This is a genomic window from Rhizobium sp. PP-CC-3G-465 (assembly GCF_004343445.1).
Lineage (GTDB): Bacteria > Pseudomonadota > Alphaproteobacteria > Rhizobiales > Rhizobiaceae > Ferranicluibacter > Ferranicluibacter rubi.
Genome location: NZ_SLYH01000003.1, coordinates 222,367 through 239,536, shown reverse-complemented (window position 1 = coordinate 239,536; position 17,170 = coordinate 222,367). Strand labels below are relative to the sequence as shown.

General features: G+C 64.6%; 10 protein-coding genes. 6 read left to right on the top strand and 4 right to left on the bottom strand.

From position 1 onward, the window contains the following. Window positions 1–288 precede the first annotated feature (288 nt). The gene (locus C8J33_RS15335) at window positions 289–2,043 is read left to right on the top strand and encodes a glucan ABC transporter ATP-binding protein/ permease (RefSeq protein WP_110729802.1); all 1,755 of its coding nucleotides are present in this window, start codon (window positions 289–291) and stop codon (window positions 2,041–2,043) included. An 81-nt stretch (window positions 2,044–2,124) separates the two neighbouring features. Here the strand turns inward: C8J33_RS15335 and C8J33_RS15330 are convergent, their stop codons facing one another. Together C8J33_RS15330 and leuD are read right to left on the bottom strand one after the other, a co-directional pair. Further along, the gene (locus tag C8J33_RS15330) at window positions 2,125–2,526 is read right to left on the bottom strand and encodes a RidA family protein (RefSeq protein ID WP_132664825.1); all 402 of its coding nucleotides are present in this window, start codon (window positions 2,524–2,526) and stop codon (window positions 2,125–2,127) included. Next, window positions 2,526–3,131, bottom strand: coding sequence for a 3-isopropylmalate dehydratase small subunit (gene leuD, locus C8J33_RS15325; protein WP_110729804.1), 606 nt, complete (start codon window positions 3,129–3,131; stop codon window positions 2,526–2,528). The genes C8J33_RS15330 and leuD overlap by 1 nt, the downstream gene beginning before the upstream one ends. Window positions 3,132–3,365: 234 nt before the next feature. Between leuD and C8J33_RS15320 the strand changes: the two genes are divergently transcribed. Beyond that, a complete protein-coding gene (locus C8J33_RS15320; RefSeq protein ID WP_132664824.1) occupies window positions 3,366–3,857 on the top strand; it encodes a DUF3597 domain-containing protein in 492 nt (163 codons plus the stop codon). Window positions 3,858–3,933: 76 nt separating this feature from the next. On the opposite strand, the gene C8J33_RS15315 is transcribed toward C8J33_RS15320, so the two are convergent. Together C8J33_RS15315 and C8J33_RS15310 are read right to left on the bottom strand one after the other, a co-directional pair. After that, window positions 3,934–4,257, bottom strand: a complete 324-nt coding sequence (locus C8J33_RS15315) for a hypothetical protein (RefSeq protein WP_132664823.1) — start codon at window positions 4,255–4,257, stop codon at window positions 3,934–3,936. A gap of 163 nt (window positions 4,258–4,420) precedes the next feature. Then, complete coding sequence (locus tag C8J33_RS15310; RefSeq protein ID WP_132664822.1) at window positions 4,421–7,096, bottom strand: DNA translocase FtsK; 2,676 nt, start codon at window positions 7,094–7,096, stop codon at window positions 4,421–4,423. 284 nt (window positions 7,097–7,380) lie between these two features. Here C8J33_RS15310 and C8J33_RS15305 point away from each other — a divergent pair, with 284 nt between their 5' ends. From C8J33_RS15305 to pbpC, 4 genes are all read left to right on the top strand, one after another. After that, on the top strand, window positions 7,381–7,776 hold the full coding sequence (locus C8J33_RS15305; RefSeq protein ID WP_110801081.1) for a hypothetical protein: 396 nt from the start codon (window positions 7,381–7,383) through the stop codon (window positions 7,774–7,776). A gap of 259 nt (window positions 7,777–8,035) precedes the next feature. Continuing rightward, window positions 8,036–9,433, top strand: coding sequence for an FAD/NAD(P)-binding protein (locus C8J33_RS15300; RefSeq protein ID WP_132664821.1), 1,398 nt, complete (start codon window positions 8,036–8,038; stop codon window positions 9,431–9,433). Between the two features lie 138 nt (window positions 9,434–9,571). Then, window positions 9,572–15,013, top strand: coding sequence for an alpha-2-macroglobulin family protein (locus C8J33_RS15295; protein ID WP_132664820.1), 5,442 nt, complete (start codon window positions 9,572–9,574; stop codon window positions 15,011–15,013). Then, window positions 15,013–17,142 (top strand): penicillin-binding protein 1C, encoded by a 2,130-nt coding sequence (gene pbpC, locus C8J33_RS15290; protein ID WP_132664819.1) that lies wholly within the window; start codon window positions 15,013–15,015, stop codon window positions 17,140–17,142. Before C8J33_RS15295 ends, pbpC begins: the two co-directional genes overlap by 1 nt. Window positions 17,143–17,170 lie beyond the last annotated feature (28 nt).

Genomic DNA, 17,170 nt, shown 5'->3' with positions numbered 1-17,170 from the left:
CGGATTTCACAAGAATGTCAGAATCATGATGCCGGTCTGGCGCCCGTCCGGACCGAGCAAAGCCCAGCTATTTCGCCTGTCCAGGCCAGCTTGCGCGAAGACGACGCTTGAGGGTGTCCGCGGTGCTGCATTGCAACATGAATACCTCGTTCAGCGACCATTCATGTTGCGATTGCGATAGTGGCCTCATCGAACAGGGAGAAGCACGTCTTCTCACCGGTTCGTTTTCAAGCCGGGCCGGTTGGCCGGTCTGGCGCGACAACGAGTTTTCCCACGAGGGATAAGATAGTGTCATTGTTCCAGGTCTATGCGAGAGCACTCCAGTATCTCGCCGCTCACAAGCTTCGCGTTTCCGCAATCGTGGTCGCCAACATCGTTTTGGCCTGCATCACGATCGCCGAGCCGATCCTGTTCGGCCGCATCATCGACGCGATCTCCTCCAAGACGGAAGTCACGTCGACCCTGATCATGTGGGCGACGCTCGGCATCTTCAACACCATTGCTTTCGTGCTGGTCGCCCGTGAAGCCGACCGCCTGGCGCATCAGCGCCGTGCGACGCTGATCACGGAAGCCTTCAGCCGCATCATCTCCATGCCGCTTTCCTGGCACAGCCAGCGCGGCACGTCCAATGCGCTGCATACACTGCTGCGGGCGTGCGAAACGCTGTTCGGCCTTTGGCTCGAATTCATGCGCGAGCATCTCTCGACGGCCGTCGCGCTGACGCTGCTGGTTCCCACCGCCTTTGCGATGGACTGGCGCCTCTCGATCGTCCTCGTCGTTCTCGGCACGCTCTACGTCATCATCGGCAAGCTGGTCATGGCGAAGACGAAGGACGGTCAGGCTGCTGTCGAAGGTCATTACCACACCGTGTTCGGCCATGTGTCGGATGCCATCAGCAACGTCTCGGTTGTTCACAGCTACAACCGTATCGAAGCCGAAACGCGCGAACTGAAGGCTTTCACGCAGAAGCTTATGTCGGTGCAGCTGCCGGTTCTTGATTGGTGGGCGCTGGCCAGTGGCCTCAACCGCATGGCGTCCACGATCTCCATGATGACGATCCTCGTCATCGGCACCATCCTCGTCCAGCGCGGCGAACTGGGTGTCGGCGAAGTGGTTGCCTTCATCGGCTTTGCGAACCTTCTGATCGGCCGTCTCGACCAGATGAAGAACTTCGTCAACCAGATCTTCGAAGCCCGTGCCAAGCTGGAAGACTTCTTCAACCTCGAAGACTCGGTTCGTGACCGTGAAGAGCCAGCGGATGCCGGTGAACTGAACCATGTTCGTGGCGACGTCGAGTTCCGCGACCTGACCTATCACTTCCCGGGCACCTCGGATGGCCTGCACGACATCAACATCAAGGTGAAGGCCGGCCAGACCATCGCCATCGTTGGCCCCACCGGCTCCGGCAAGACCACGCTGATCAACATGCTGCAGCGTGTGAACGAACCGGCCTCCGGCAAGGTGCTGATCGACGGCGTCGATGTTGCCAAGGTGACCCGTAAGTCGCTGCGTGCCTCGATCGCCACCGTCTTCCAAGACGCCGGCCTTCTCAACCGCTCCATCTCGGACAATATCCGTCTGGGCCGCGAGGATGCCACGCTGGAAGAGGTCGTGAAGGCTGCTGAAGCTGCCGCTGCTTCGGACTTCATCGAAAGCCGCGACACGGGTTACGACACACGGGTCGGCGAACGGGGCAACCGCCTCTCCGGCGGCGAGCGCCAGCGGATCGCGATCGCTCGTGCCATCCTGAAGAATGCACCGATCCTGGTGCTGGACGAAGCCACCTCCGCGCTCGACGTGGAAACCGAAAACCGGGTGAAGGACGCTATCGACAACCTGCGAAAGGACCGCACGACCTTTATCATCGCACACCGTCTCTCGACGGTTCGCGAAGCCGACCTGGTGGTCTTCATGGACCGTGGCCGGATCGTCGAAATGGGCGGCTTCAACGAGCTCAGCCAGTCCAACGGCCGCTTTGCAGCCCTGCTGCGGGCCTCGGGCATCCTGACGGACGACGACGTCCGCCGCGCAACGGCTGCCTGATTCGGGAAGGATCACGACACCGAATACGAAAACGCCCCGTCGAAAGCGGGGCGTTTTTGCGTTGGGGCATTGGTGTTGTGGTCAGCGGCGAAGCGCCGTGACCTCGATCTCGATCAGCATCTCCGGGCGGATCAGGCCGCAGACGACCATGGTGGCGGCCGGGCGGATCTCGCCGAAGGCTTCCCCAAGGATGGGGAAGACCCGGTCGGCGAAGCTGGCATCGGTGATGTAATAGTGGCAGCGAACGACGTCGGACAAAGAGAAACTGGCTTCGCGGACGACGCTTTCGATGGTCTTTAGGCAATTGCGCGCCTGTTCTTCCACCGTCTCGGGCATGGTCATGGTCGCATAATCATAGCCGGTGGTGCCGGAGACAAAGCACCAGTCGCCCTGGACGAGCGCCCGCGAATAGCCCGCCGTCCTTTCGAACGGCGAGCCTGACGAGATCAGACGGCGGGTGTCCGGTGCCTCGGCGTCGGACATCAGGCCCAGGGACGCTCGACGGCGTTCGACTTCTCGAAGCCGTCGATGGCCGAAACCTTCTCTAGCGTCAGGCCGATATCGTCGAGGCCGTTCAGCATGCAGTGACGCTTGAAGGCATCGAGCTCGAAACTGATCTTGCCGCCATCGGGGCCGGTGATTTCGAGGTTTTCGAGGTCGACCGTCAGAACGGCGTTCGAGCCGCGGCTCGCATCGTCCATCAGCTTCTCGAGATTCTCGGGGCTGACGACGACCGGCAGGATGCCGTTCTTGAAACAGTTATTGTAGAAGATGTCGGCAAACGAGGTCGAGATGACGCAGCGGATGCCGAAGTCGAGCAGTGCCCACGGCGCATGTTCGCGCGAGGAGCCGCAACCGAAATTGTCGCCGGCGACAAGGATCTTGGCGTTCTGATAGGCGGGCTTGTTCAGCACGAAGCTTTCGTTCGGCGTGCCGTCCTCGTTGTAGCGCGCTTCGGCAAACAGGCCGGTGCCGAGCCCGGTGCGCTTGATCGTCTTCAGGTAATCCTTCGGAATGATCATGTCCGTGTCGATATTGACGACGGGCAGGGGAGCGGCGACGCCGGTGAGCTTGACGAACTTGTCCATGGCCTTGCGACTTTCGTTTTCCAGGGGGGAACGGAATTGCCTCGCGCTTTAGAACAAAACGCCGATGATTTGAAGAAAAATCTCCAGCGGGCACGGGGCGCCTCTATCCGCTTCTGTCCTTTTACCAAGTGCCATTCCAGGGCGAGCCCTTGGAGAATGAAACCTGCGGCTTAGTTAAAGCGTGCAGGCAGGCGCGCATGCGATGCGCCGCCCCCACCAAAGGAGGACGTTCCCATGGGCATTTTCGACAAGATCAAGGACGCGATCTTCGGCCATCACGACAAGGCCGCCGCACCGGCTTCGCCGACCGGCACGACCATCAACCCCACGGGCACCGGCCCGGTTATTGCATCCACGGCACCGTCGGCCACACCCGTTGCCCCGACAGGTCCGGCGGTAAACACGACATCCGGTACGCCGACGGCCGCCCCGTCGCAGGCGCCCTCGGCCACCACCGCTTCGTCCGGTCCTGTCGATGTCGCCGCGATGCTCGACAAGGCTGTCGCCACTAACGGCCAGAAGCTCGACTGGCGCCACTCCATCGTCGACCTGATGAAGGCGCTCGGCATGGAAGCCAGCCTTTCGGAACGTAAGGAACTGGCGCAGGAGCTTCATTATACCGGCGACGCGAACGACTCCGGCAAGATGAACATGTTCCTGCACAAGGCGCTGCTCCAGAAGCTGTCGGAAAACGGCGGCAAGGTTCCGACCGAACTGCTCGACTGATCCAAACCGTCAAAACATGAAAAAGGGCTCCCGCAGCGATGCGGGAGCCCTTTTTAGTCGTCGCCTTTAAAGGCGATCAGATTTCTGGGCAGCCGTTCCGGTTGGCGAAGGTAATGCGCTGCGGACCGCGACGGGTCATGCCTTCGACGACGACACGGCGGTCGGTGACGCGGACGACTTCCGGATCGCGGAGACCCGAGTCGCGGGCGGCAGCGCGGGCTTCGCGTTCGCCGCAACGATCACGACCACGTTCGCGGCGCGGCTCGCGGATGACAGGACGGATGCCGTCCGGCCCGACGCGCAGTTCCACGCCTTGAGCATTGGCAACGCCTGCAAAACCGGCCGTGCTGCCAGCTGCGATCGCCAGCGCAATGCCGGCAGAAGCTAGAATTTTCTTCATTACGATATCTCCCACGCGCGTCGTCGCGCCCCTAAGAACACGGGATAATTCGCGAACCCGGGTTTGGTTCCAAATGCCTGCCGCAAAGGGGTTTGCGAGACCGGACAGCGTCTGGATCGCGGAACCCGGGGCGAATGTCTCGCCCCGGGCGCCCTGCATGTCCTCAGTCTTCGCTTTCAAGGGTAGCAGGCTCGATGGCGATGGGCTCCATGGTGTCCCGTCCGCCGGCGATGATCGACCGCTTGCCGACGTGGTTGGCCGCGCCGACGAGACCTTCGCGTTCCATGCGCTCCACCAGCGAGGCCGCACGGTTGTAGCCGATCTGCAGGCGGCGCTGGATGTAGGAGGTCGAGCACTTCTTGTCGCGCAGCACCACCTTGACCGCCTTGTCGTAGAGGTCCTGCCCGTCTTCCTCGGCCATGCCGGACTTGTCGAACACGGCCGTATCTTCCTCGGGCGCCTCCTCCACCTCGTCGGCGTCCTCGGTGACGGTGCCAAGATACTCGGGACGACCCTGCGCCTTCAAATGGTTGACGACCTTCTCGACCTCTTCGTCCGAGACGAAGGGTCCATGGACGCGGGCGATGCGTCCGCCGCCGACCATGTGCAGCATGTCGCCCTGTCCGAGCAGATGTTCGGCACCCTGTTCGCCGAGGATGGTGCGGCTGTCGATCTTCGAGGTCACCTGGAAGGAGATGCGGGTGGGGAAGTTCGCCTTGATCGTGCCGGTAATGACATCGACCGAGGGGCGCTGCGTCGCCATGATCAGGTGGATACCGGCGGCACGCGCCATCTGGGCCAGCCGCTGGATCGCGCCTTCGATCTCCTTGCCGGCGACCATCATCAGGTCGGCCATCTCGTCGACGATGATGACGATATAGGGCATCGGTGCGAGGTCGAGTTCCTGCTCCTCGAACACCGGCTCGCCGGAGCCGCGGTCGAACCCGGTCTGGACCGTCGTGAACACCGTCTCGCCCTTGGCACGGGCGATCGCCGCGCGGCCGTTATAGCCGTCGATATTGCGGACGCCGAGCCGCGACATCTTGCGATAGCGGTCTTCCATTTCCCGCACCGCCCATTTCAGCGCCATCACGGCCTTCTTCGGGTCGGTGACGACGGGGGTGAGGAGATGCGGGATGCCGTCATAGATCGACAATTCCAGCATCTTCGGATCGACCATGATCAGTCGGCATTCCTCGGGCTTCAGGCGGTAGAGGAGCGACAGGATCATCGTGTTGATCGCCACCGACTTGCCGGACCCCGTCGTTCCCGCGACGAGCAGATGCGGCATCTTGGCGAGTTCCGCCACGACCGGCTCGCCGCCGATCGTCTTGCCGAGGCAGAGCGGCAGCTTGAACTTCGTTTCCTCGTAGCTGTGCGACTCGATCATCTCCCGGAAATAAACGGTTTCGCGCACCGGGTTCGGCAGCTCGATGCCGATAACGTTGCGGCCGGGAACGACCGCGACGCGGGCCGACAGGGCCGACATGGAGCGGGCGATATCGTCGGACAGGCCGATGACGCGCGAGGATTTGACCCCCGGTGCCGGCTCGAACTCATAGAGCGTGACGACCGGGCCCGGCCGCACGTCGATGATCTCGCCGCGCACGCCGAAATCTTCCAGCACGCTTTCGAGCAGGCCCGCACTCTGTTCCAGCGCTTCCTGGCTCATGGACGTGGTCTGCTGGAACACCGGCTCCTGCAGCAGTTCGACCGACGGAAGCTGGTAGCCTTCCATCTCCGGCAGGACCGAGAGATCGATGGCGCGGGCAGCGGCGCTCAGCTGCAGCGAGGGTGTCAGCCGGCCGGCAAGAACCTGAGCGGCGCGGATGCGCGGCTTGAAGGCGGCTGGCGCCTCCTCGGCAACCTCGGGGGCGGCCGGCGCTTCGGCGACCGGTTCCGGTGCGGCCTGTGGCTCCTCGGTAACTGTTTCGACAGGTGCGGTCTCATCGATGCCGGAAACGGCAACGGCCTTGGCCGGGCCGACCTCGATCACCCGATACAGCGCCGTCACGGATTCCGGGCTTGTCCGAAACGCGATCGTCGGCGGCACGGGAGCCGGCGTTTCGGCCGCAACCGGGATTGCCATCTTTTCGGGCTCGGTCCTGACCGATGCCGTTTCCTGGATGGCGGGCGCAGGGATGAGAGAGAGGGACGGATCGAAATCCGGGTTCGAGAGCAGCGTCTCGAAGAAGATCGCATCGTTGATCGCGAAGCTGAAGGCGCGGGGAGCGAGCGATACCGGCGCGGGCGTCTCTGCCGGGACGGCGACGTCTTCGATCACAGTCTCGGGTTCGACAGACACCACGTCGATAATCTCTGTCGGCTGGGCATTCCTCGGCGCCTCGATCTGCGCCACCTGCGGCCAGGCGTCGCTCTGCGGGAATTCACGGCGCAGTTTCAGCGCCAGAGCCAAGGCGCCGCGCGCGGTCGCGAAATCGGTTTCCGGCATGTCGAAGGTCTGTGTCATTTCGGGTCGTTCCATTGAGGCCGTGGCCTCTGTCATGTCGGAGATCGACGCTGGGGGATGCTCGTTGATCTGTACCATTTCGAGCATGGGCGGCGATTTCGGGCTGCGCTTGGGATAGGCGCTGTCCGGCGTGCGGGTGAAGCGGACGTTGGGGCCGATGACGAAGTTGCTCTGCCAGATCGGCGCGCGTCCTTCGATCTCGCCGGCGGCCATCTCGTCGGCATTCTCCGTGTCGGTGCCTGACAGGAAAGCGCCGCCGAGCGTCTCCGGCGTACCGTAGATCCGCTTGACCGGCTCGATACGCTGCTGCGCATCCTCCGCCTTCGCATTGTCGATACCGTGGGGAAGATTCGTTCTGGATAGACGCATGGGAACCTGCAAACTCGGGAACATGAGGGCCGATGGGCACCTCTATTCAATAGAAAATAAAGGTTAATCAGCCCTTTCCACGCAGCACCGATAACAAGGGCGAAAGATGGATGTACCCACGCAAAGCTATTGTAATCCTTGGCTTAAGGATTGTTACCTCTGCGAAATGCGCAAAAAAATTTCTCAAAAGGCTGGAACCCGGCGGCAAAGCACGTCATTAATGTGTCAGGCGGAAATGTGCAGGCGCGACCCGCCCGCGTCGAAGCAAATGTGAGGAGACGCAGATGAACACTCTACTGCCAGAACTTCACCAGGGGCATGCTCCGATTACGCTGCATCAGCTGTTCCGCGAGGCGATCGACGCCTACGAGGAATGGAACGGCGGCGCCGATGCGCCGACCATCTACTATCAAGGTGCACTCCTGCCGATCGCACTGGTCTTCGATCATATGCGCGGATGCACCGATATTCTGCCGACGTCCGTCCGGGAGGTGGTGACGTCGCAGCTGACCAAGCCGTGGTCGAGCGAAAGCCCGCTCGACGATATGACGGTCTCTACGGCAGCACGCATCATGGGCATCATGATCCGCAAGCGCCAGGTGCGCAGCGGACGGGCCGATATCAACGCGTTTATCCGCCGGATGGAGCGACAGCAGGCGCATCGCCTCGTTCGCTCATAACCCAAAGGGGCTGCGAAAGTGGCCCCTTTCTCGTTGTGGAAACGCTCGCGCGCCGTCCTACCCGACGATGGCAGACGTTAACGGATCGTGAAAACCGCTTGATGGCGGGCGAAACCCGTGTTGTAATCCCCGACTGACGACATGACCGCATATGTGTGAACGCATGCGCCCGAGGCAATGTCCTCTAGGACGACCAGGGCGAGGGCATCCGGTTCAACGATCCGACACCTGCTGGAGGCGGCAGGAAGGGAGGAATGATATGACGGTTCACGGCATTTCCGCGCCCGGCCGACGTGCATCCGGCGACCCGCTCGATATAGCCGTGGTCGGCCGTGGTTTCTCCGGCATCATGATGGCGATCGCGCTTCTAAAGACGGTGACGCAACCCTTCCGGCTGCGCCTGTTCGACCCTGCTCCCACCATCAGCGGTGGTCAGGCGCTGGCCGGCGCCCGCTCGACGGAGATCCTCAACAGCCGCGCGCGCGATCTCTCGGTCGCGACCGGGGAACCGAAGGATTTCACGCGCTGGCTGCAGGCGAGCAGCGAATTTCGCGATGCCGTTTCCGCCGCCATTCCCGGCTTCGGGCAGATCTTCGTGCCGAAATCGATCTTCAGCGACTATGTCTATCAGCGCTTTTCCGAGGCGCTCGCCCAGCGGCGCGATGTCACGGTGCAGATGTCGCACGATATCGCCGACGATATCTGCCGCCTCGATCATGGTGGCGTTCGCCTCGGCTTTGCCGATGGTGGGGCCATGGTGTTCGACGATGTGATTCTGGCAACGGGCTATGGCCTGAAGGCGGATGCCGGCGATGTCGCGCGGGCGCTGACCCGCGAGATCACCACGCCGCAAAGCGTCGAGAAGCACGTGATCGTCATGGGCAGCGGCCTGCGGGCGGTGGATCAGGTGCTGCAGCTGCGCGACGCAGGCTTCGCCGGCCGGATCTCCATCCTCTCTCGCCGCGGATTCCTGCCCCAGCCGCACACGCGGCTTGCCGCCGATTCGGTGTTCCCGACCCAGCCCATGCCGTCGCAGTTGCGTCACATCCTGCGCTTCGTGCGCGAAGCCTGTGCCGAAGCGGAGGAGAACGGCTGGAGCTGGCAGGCGGCCATGAACGGGCTCCGCAAGCGGGCAAGCTCGCTTTGGTCGTCCCTTCCGCCCAGCGAGAAGCGGCAGTTCAACCGGCATCTGCGCTCGATCTACGACGCCCACCGCAACCGGTTGCCGGCCGACGTCCATGCCCGGCTGGAGCGCGAGCTTGGGGCCGGACTGACGGAACTGCGGCGTGGCACTGCGCTGCGCAGGTCCTCTCAAGGCCTCGTGGTCCGCTGGGCCGGCGAGCAGGCGGAAAGCCTGTTCACGGCCGACCGCATCATCGATTGCCGCTGCCTGTCGGCCGATCTGGATGTGCCGGTGATCGCGGCCGCCCTTCGCAACCAGCTCGCCGTCACCGACGAGCTCCAGCTCGGCCTCTCGGTCAATCCGGCCGGCGAGCTTCTCGATGCGCGCGGCCGCTCCCTCGGTCTCTTCGCCATCGGTCCGCTCGGCCTCGGCTCCCTGCCGGATATCGATCTGGTGCCCGAGATCGTCGCCCAGACCTATGCCGCAGCCACGCTCATCGACATGCGCGCCCGCCCGCAGCGCCAGGCCGGCTGACGCGACAGCGCGGTTGCCGAAGGGTCTGCCGATCCCTCTATGAACGTGCCTTTGGATTGACAATGACAGGGCCCGGACAGAGAGTGGCGCCGGAACTGGCCGCCTTGAGCAGGCCGGACCTTACGGGGGAAATTCGGCATGCGCGCGACACTTCGGTTCTCCTTGGGCCTGTTTATGCTGCTCGGTTCGGTGATCTCGGTCGCTGCCGCCGGGGGGCGAACCGTCGCGACGACGAGAGATCACGACTATTTCGGCTTCGACCTGCGCACGGAGCAGAACCTGTCGCTCGCCGATTGCGAGAAGGTCTGTATCGCTGATCGCAACTGCCGCGCCTTCACCTATAATCCCAAGGTGAAGTGGTGCTTCCTCAAGTCCGATTTCCACACGCTGAACACCTTCCCCGGCGCCGTTGCCGGCCGGATCGTGGATGCCGCAAGCGACGGCCCGGATATCGGTGCCGCCCTTTCGCTGCCCTTCCTGTCGGAGGAATTGGTAACCCAGGCGCGCGAGGCCAAGCGCGCACTTACCGTGCCGGAAGATCGCGCGGACGCCGGTCGTGCGGCGCTGATTGCGCAGGCCGCCCGCGAGCGGCAGGAGGGTGCCAACGAGGCGTCCCTCCAGAGCCTCATGGCCGCGCTCGCGATCGATGCCGAGGATGGCCGCTTGTGGACGCAGGCCTCCCGCACCGCCAACCTCATCACTGGCAATGCGACCGTCGCCAACCAGTCGGCGCTTGCCGCCATCAATGGCTACGAGCTGTCGCGCACCGCCACCGACCGCGCCGACGCGCTGGCCATGCTGGCACAGGCGCTTGCCGCCACCGAAAGTTTCCGCCCGGCGCTCGAAGCCTACAAGGCAAGCCTTGCGCTGGTGGAAAACCCGACGATACGGGCCGCCTTTGCAGATCTGCGCAGCAAGAACGGCTTTCGCGTGATCGGGAATACGGTGGAGGCGGAAGCCGTTTCGCCGCGTGCCTGCGTTCAGTTTTCCGAGCCGCTGCAGCCGGGCGTCGATTATACGCCGTTCCTGACGCTGGATGGCGCCGCGCCGCAGGCGGTCGAAGCGAAGGACAGTCAGATCTGCGTCGAGGGCCTGTTGCACGGTCAGCGCTACAAGCTCGCGCTGCGCTCCGGTCTTCCCTCGTCGGTCGAGGAGCCGCTCGAGGCGGCCGTCGATCTCGATCTCTACATTCCCGATCGCCCTGCCATGGTGCGCTTCACCGGCGATAGCTTCGTGCTGCCGATGACGGCGCGGCGTGGCATTCCCCTCGTGTCGGTCAACACGACAAGCGCCAATCTCAAGCTCTACCGCGTCGGCGATCGCAACATCGCCCAGCTGCTGACGAACTCGCAATTCCTGACCCAGCTCGACGGCTACAGCGCCGACCGCATTCGCGACGAAAGCGGCGAACTCGTCTGGCAGGGCACGATCGACCTCCAGACGGATCTCAACAAGGAGGTCGTCACCAGCTTTCCGGTGGACGAGGCGCTGCCGCAGCGCAAGCCCGGCGTCTACGTGCTGACGGCCGTCTCAGCGACCGGCGCCTCCAACGAATGGGACAATCGGGCCACGCAATGGTTCGTCGTCTCCGATATCGGCCTCTCGACCTTTGCCGGCACCGATGGCCTCAGCGTGTTCACCCGTTCGCTCTCGTCGGCACGCCCCTTGTCCGGCGTCGCGCTGGAACTCGTCGCGAAAAACAACGAGGTGCTGGGCACCGCAACCACCGACGCCGATGGCCGTGCCGTCTTTGCCGCCGGTCTCCTGCGCGGTGGGGATGCCACGCTGCCGGCCGTCATCGCGGCCCGTGCCGGCACCGACGACTATGTCTTCCTCGATATGACGCGCGCCGGCTTCGACCTGTCCGACCGCGGTGTTACCGGCCGCCCGGCCCCGGGCGCCGTCGATGTGCTCACCTGGACGGAACGCGGCATCTATCGGGCCGGGGAGACGGTCCATGTTTCGGCGCTCGCCCGCGATCCCGCGGCGACCGCCGTTCCCAACCTTCCGCTCACCTTCGTCTTCCTGCGCCCGGATGGCGTGGAGGACAGGCGGATCGTGTCGTCCGACAGCAAGCTCGGCGGTTACACGCTCGATATGGCGCTGCAGCCGAATGCCATGCGCGGTACCTGGACGGTGCAGGTCTTCACCGATCCGAAAGCGAAGGCCATCAGCGAAAAACCGTTTCAGGTCGATGATTTCGTACCGGATCGCATCGAATTCGACCTCAAGAGCACCGCGCAGGCTATCACACCCGGCACGCCGGTACCGGTCACCGTCGATGGCCGTTTTCTCTATGGCGCGCCGGCGGCGGGTCTTGAGCTCGAAGGCGACGTGCTCCTGAAGCCAACGCATGAAAGCACTGATTATCCCGGCTACGTCTTCGGCCTTGCGGACGAGGAGAACACCGAGGACAGCCGCCAGACGCTCGACATGCTGACGCCGCTCGATGCGGACGGCAAGGCGAGCTTCGATGTCGATCTCTCCGATGTCCCGGCCACGACCCAGCTCATCAACGCCACCATCGCCGTCCGGCTTCAGGAAGCCGGCGGACGGGCGGTCGAGCGGACGCTGGAGATTCCGGTGCGCTCGGAGACCGACCGGATCGGCATCAAGCCGAACTTCAGTGGTGCTCTCACCGAGAATTCCACCGGCACGTTCCACGTGATCGGTGTCGGGCCGGATGGCGCGCGCAAGGCGATGCCGGGCCTGACGTGGAAGCTCATGAGCGTTGAGCGGCAGTACCAGTGGTATCGCGAAGGTACGGCGTGGCGCTACGAGCCCATCCTGTCGACCAAGCTTCTGTCGAACGGCACGGTCGATGCCGGGACTGATGGTGGCACGGTCAGCGTTCCCGTCACCTGGGGCCGTTTCCGGCTGGAGGTTGCGGGTCCCGGCGGCGATCCCGTTTCGAGCGTCGAGTTCGATGCCGGCTTCTACGTCGCGGCGACCTCCACCGAGACGCCCGACGGCCTGGAGATCGCTCTCGACAAGAACAGCTACAAGGTTGGGGAAACCGCGACCCTCAACGTCTCGCCGCGATTTGCCGGCGAACTGCTGGTCACCGTCGGTTCGGAAACCCTGATCGCCACCAAAACCGTTTCCATTCCCGCGACCGGCGACAAGATCGCTTTGCCGATCACTGAGGCGTTCGGTGCCGGCGCCTATGTCACGGCGACGCTTTATCGGCCGGGTGACGCGCAGGAAAGCCGGATGCCGATGCGCGCCATCGGCGTCAAATGGCTGTCGGTCGATCCAGCCGAGCGCAAGCTCGACGTGTCCCTGACACTGCCGGATAAGACGCTGCCGCGGCAGACGCTGAACATCCCCGTGACCGTTGCCGGCGCCGGTGTCGGCGAGGAAGCCTATGTGACGCTTGCCGCCGTCGATGTCGGCATTCTCAACCTCACGCGCTACCAGGCGCCGGATCCCGATGGCTGGTACTTCGGCCAGCGCCGCCTCGGCCTCGAGATCCGCGATCTCTACGGCCGCCTGATCGATGGCTCGCTGGGCGCGACCGGACGTCTGCGCACCGGCGGCGATGGCGGTGCCATGGCGCTGCAGGGCAACCCGCCCACGGAAAAGCTGGTCGCCTTCTTCTCCGGTCCGGTCAAGCTCGATGCCGAGGGCAAGGCCATTATCGGTTTCGACATTCCGCAATTCAACGGCACCGCGCGCGTCATGGCCGTGGCCTGGACGAAAGCGGGCGTGGGCCATGCGAGCGCCGACGTCGTCATCCGCGATCCTGTCGTCGTCACCGCCAGCCTGCCGAAGTTCCTGGCGCCCGGCGACAGCGCCGAACTGCGCCTCGATATCGCCAATACCGATGCCCCGGCCGGCGATCTCACGATCACGGTCGAGGCCGATCCCTCGCTCTCCGTCGATATAGCGTCGCTCGCCCAGAGCTTTGCCATTCCGGCCGGCTCGAATATCGATGTGACCCTGCCGCTGAAAGGCGTGCATCCGGGCGATGGAACGTTTACCGTCAAGATCGCCGGGGCCGATGGATTGTCGCTCGACCAGACGCTGTCGATCCCTGTCCGGCCCGCCTCGCTTCCGGTCACCACGCGTCTGCCGGTCGAGCTGAAGCCCGGCGCGAGCCTCGTCGTGGACGAGGGCCTGCTTGCGGAAAGTCAGCTGCGCGGCGCGTCCGTCAGCCTCAGCGTCAGCAGGGCTGCCGCCTTCGATATCCCGGCGCTTCTGATGGTGCTCGACCGCTACCCCTATGGCTGCGCGGAGCAGACGACGAGCCGCGCTTTGCCGCTTCTCTATCTGAGCGAACTCTCTGCCCAATCCGGTCTTCCCGAAGACGGCGACGTGCGCACGCGTGTTCAGGATGCCATCCACCGAGTCCTCTCTTACCAGTCGTCGTCGGGCAGCTTCGGCCTCTGGGGTCCCGGTTCCGGCGATCTCTGGCTCGACAGCTACGTGACCGAGTTCCTGACCCGCGCTCGCGAAAAGAACTTCGACGTGCCGGAGCAGGCCATGGTGCAGGCGCTCGACAACCTGCAGAACTCGCTTTCCTACGACGTCAACGTGACCGAGCAGGGCAATGGCATCGCCTACGCGCTCTATGTTCTCGCCCGCAACCGCAAGGCCGCCATCAGCGACCTGCGCTACTACGTCGATACGAAGCTCGGCGAATTCCCGACGGCCCTTTCCAAGGGTCACCTGGCTGCCGCCCTCTCGCTTTATGGCGATGCGAACCGAGCGGAGAGCGTGTTCTCGCAGGCAGCGACGATGTCCGAGGATGCGAAGATCTCGGAGCTTGCCCGGTCGGACTACGGCTCCGCCCTTCGCGACGATGCGGCGGTTCTGACGCTTGCGGCTGAAAGCCGCCCTGTCCCGACCATCATTCCTGCGCTCGCAAGGAAGGTCGCGGCCGCATGGGACCGCACATCAACCACCAGCACCCAGGAGCAATTGTGGATGCTGCTCGCCGCTCGTGCCGTGTCGGGCGGAGATGAAGGCCTCGCCTTGACGGTGGACGGCGTGGTGTCATCCGGCGCCTTTGCTGCCCGCAAGACCGGCGACGAGATCCTTGCCCGTCCCGTCACCATCGCCAATGCCGGCAAGGAGCCGGTAACGGCGACGGTGACGACGGTTGCCGCTCCCGCCTTCCCCCTACCGGCCGGCGGCAACGGCTATGCCATCGAGCGGACCTACTACACGCTCGACGGCGAACCCGCGAATGTCAGCCAAGCCCGCCAGAACGAACGCTATGTCGTGGTGATCAAGGCGACCGATCTCAACCCCGGCCCGGCCCGTATTCTCGTCACCGACCTTCTGCCCGCCGGGTTCGAGATCGACAATCCGACGCTGGTGGACAGTGCCAAGCTGTCGAATTTCGAATGGCTGGGCGAAATGCAGGCGGCCCATAGCGAGTTCCGCAGTGACCGCTTCGTCGCCGCCTTCGACCATGCCGCCGGCGATACGAACGAGATGACGGTTGCCTATGTCGTGCGTGCCGTCACCCCCGGCACCTACGATCATCCCGCGGCAACGGTCGAGGACATGTACCGCCCTCAATTCTCCGCGCGCACGGCAACGGGCCGCATGGAGGTTCAGGCGGTCGAGTGATGCGTCCGTCGTTGCGCCCATCCGTCCTTTCTGGCGGTCTCGTCCGAACGTTCGCCGCCGGCCTTGTCGGCGGCGGCATTCTGGTTGGCCTTGTCGTCGGCGTCGTGTTTGCTATCGATGCGGCGGATCACGCCTATCCGCCACCGCTCGAAGGACCGGCGCTTTCGACCTCGGCCGAAATGGTCGATCGCGATGGCCGGCTGTTGCGGGCTTTTGCGACCGCCGATGGCCGCTGGCGCCTGCGGACCACGGCGCAGGATGTCGATCCGCAATTCGTCCGCATGCTCATCGCTTACGAAGACCGGCGCTTTGCCGAGCATGGGGGCATCGATGTCCGCGCGCTCGCCCGCGCTGCCGTGCAGTTCGTCACCCACGGCCGCATCGTTTCGGGCGCCTCGACGCTTTCCATGCAGGTCGCCCGCCTGATCGAGCCACGCGAAAGCCGTTCGATCGGTGCCAAGCTTCGACAGATAGCCCGCGCCTGGCAGCTGGAGCGCCGGCTGACCAAGGCGCAGATTCTCGACCTCTACCTCACGCACGCGCCCTATGGCGGCAATCTGGAAGGCGTGCGCGCGGCAAGCCTTGCCTATTTCGGCAAAGAGCCGAGGCGGTTGACGGTTGCGGAGGCGGCGCTTCTCGTCGCCCTGCCGCAACTGCCCGAGCGCCGGCGTCCCGACCGGCACCCAGAAGCGGCGGAAGCCGCGCGTGCCCGCGTGCTGGAGCGCGCCGCCGTTGCCGCTGTTATCGGCGAGGGCGAGGCGGAGCGGGCAGCCGTCACGCGTGTGCCCGAAAGCCGTCGACCGCTACCAACGCTCAGCCCGCACCTCGCCGAAACCGCACGTCGCAAGGCGCCGGCCGCACCCACGCTTCATACCACGCTCGTCGCGCCCGTTCAGGCTGCGCTGGAGGCGGTGGCGAAGAGTGCGGCCGAGCGCGCCGGTCCGCGCATCTCGGTCGCCATGGTCATGGCGGACGCCGCGACCGGGGAAATTCTCGCGGAGGTGGGATCGGCGGATTACCTCGATTCGAGCCGCAAGGGCTGGATCGACATGACCCGCGTGCCGCGCTCGCCGGGATCGACCCTGAAGCCCTTCATCTACGGACTGGCCTTCGAAGAGGGGCTGGTGTCGCAGGAAACGGTGATCGAAGACCGGCCGGCCGACTTCTTCGGCTACCGCCCACGCAATTTCGACATGACCTACCAGGGCGACGTCACCATCCGGCAGGCGCTGCAACTGTCGCTGAACGTCCCGGCCATCCGGCTCCTGGATGCGGTCGGCCCATCCCGCTTGATGCTGCGTATGCGGCGCGCGGGCATCAACCCGATCCTGCCGCCGCAGGAGACGCCGGGCCTTGCCATCGGGCTCGGCGGTCTCGGTGTAACGCTGCGCGATCTGGTGCAGCTCTATGCCGGACTTGCCAATGAGGGCCGGCCCGTGCGGCTCGGCGACGGGGTCGACTCGGTGCCCGGGCCCATCGCCGGCGAACCCATGCTGGACCCGGCCGCGACATGGCAGATTGCCGATATCCTCTCCGGCGTCCTGCCGCCGACCGGCAGCGCCCGCCGTGGGATCGCCTACAAGACGGGCACGAGCTACGGCTACCGCGATGCCTGGTCGGTCGGATATGATGGCCGGACGGTGCTCGGCGTCTGGGTCGGGCGCGCCGATAACGGCGCCGTGCCCGGCATCACCGGTTATGCGACGGCGGCACCGGTCCTGTTCGAGGCCTTTGCCAAATCGGGCATTGCGGGCTTACCGCTGCCGCGCGCGCCGGCTGGCGCCGTGCGTATCGCGGCGCAGGACCTGCCGATTAGCCAGCGCCGCTTTTCCATGACAACGAGCGGCCTCCTGCGCGCCAACATCCGCGAAGCCGCACCGCAGATCGTCTATCCACCGGAGGGTGCGCGCGTTGATCTCGGCAAGGATGTCGCCGGCGTGCCGCTGCCGCTGATGCTGAAACTTCAGGGTGGACGGGCGCCATTTCGCTGGCTGGCCAATGGCCGACCGCTGGCGGATCTCACCCGGCGGCGCGTCAACCAGTGGGTGCCGGATGGTGCCGGCTATTCCACGCTGACCGTCATCGACGCTGCGGGCCGGGCCGCCAGCGTTCGCGTGTTCCTGCAATAAACCCAGAGCCACGACCCTCAGGTCGAGA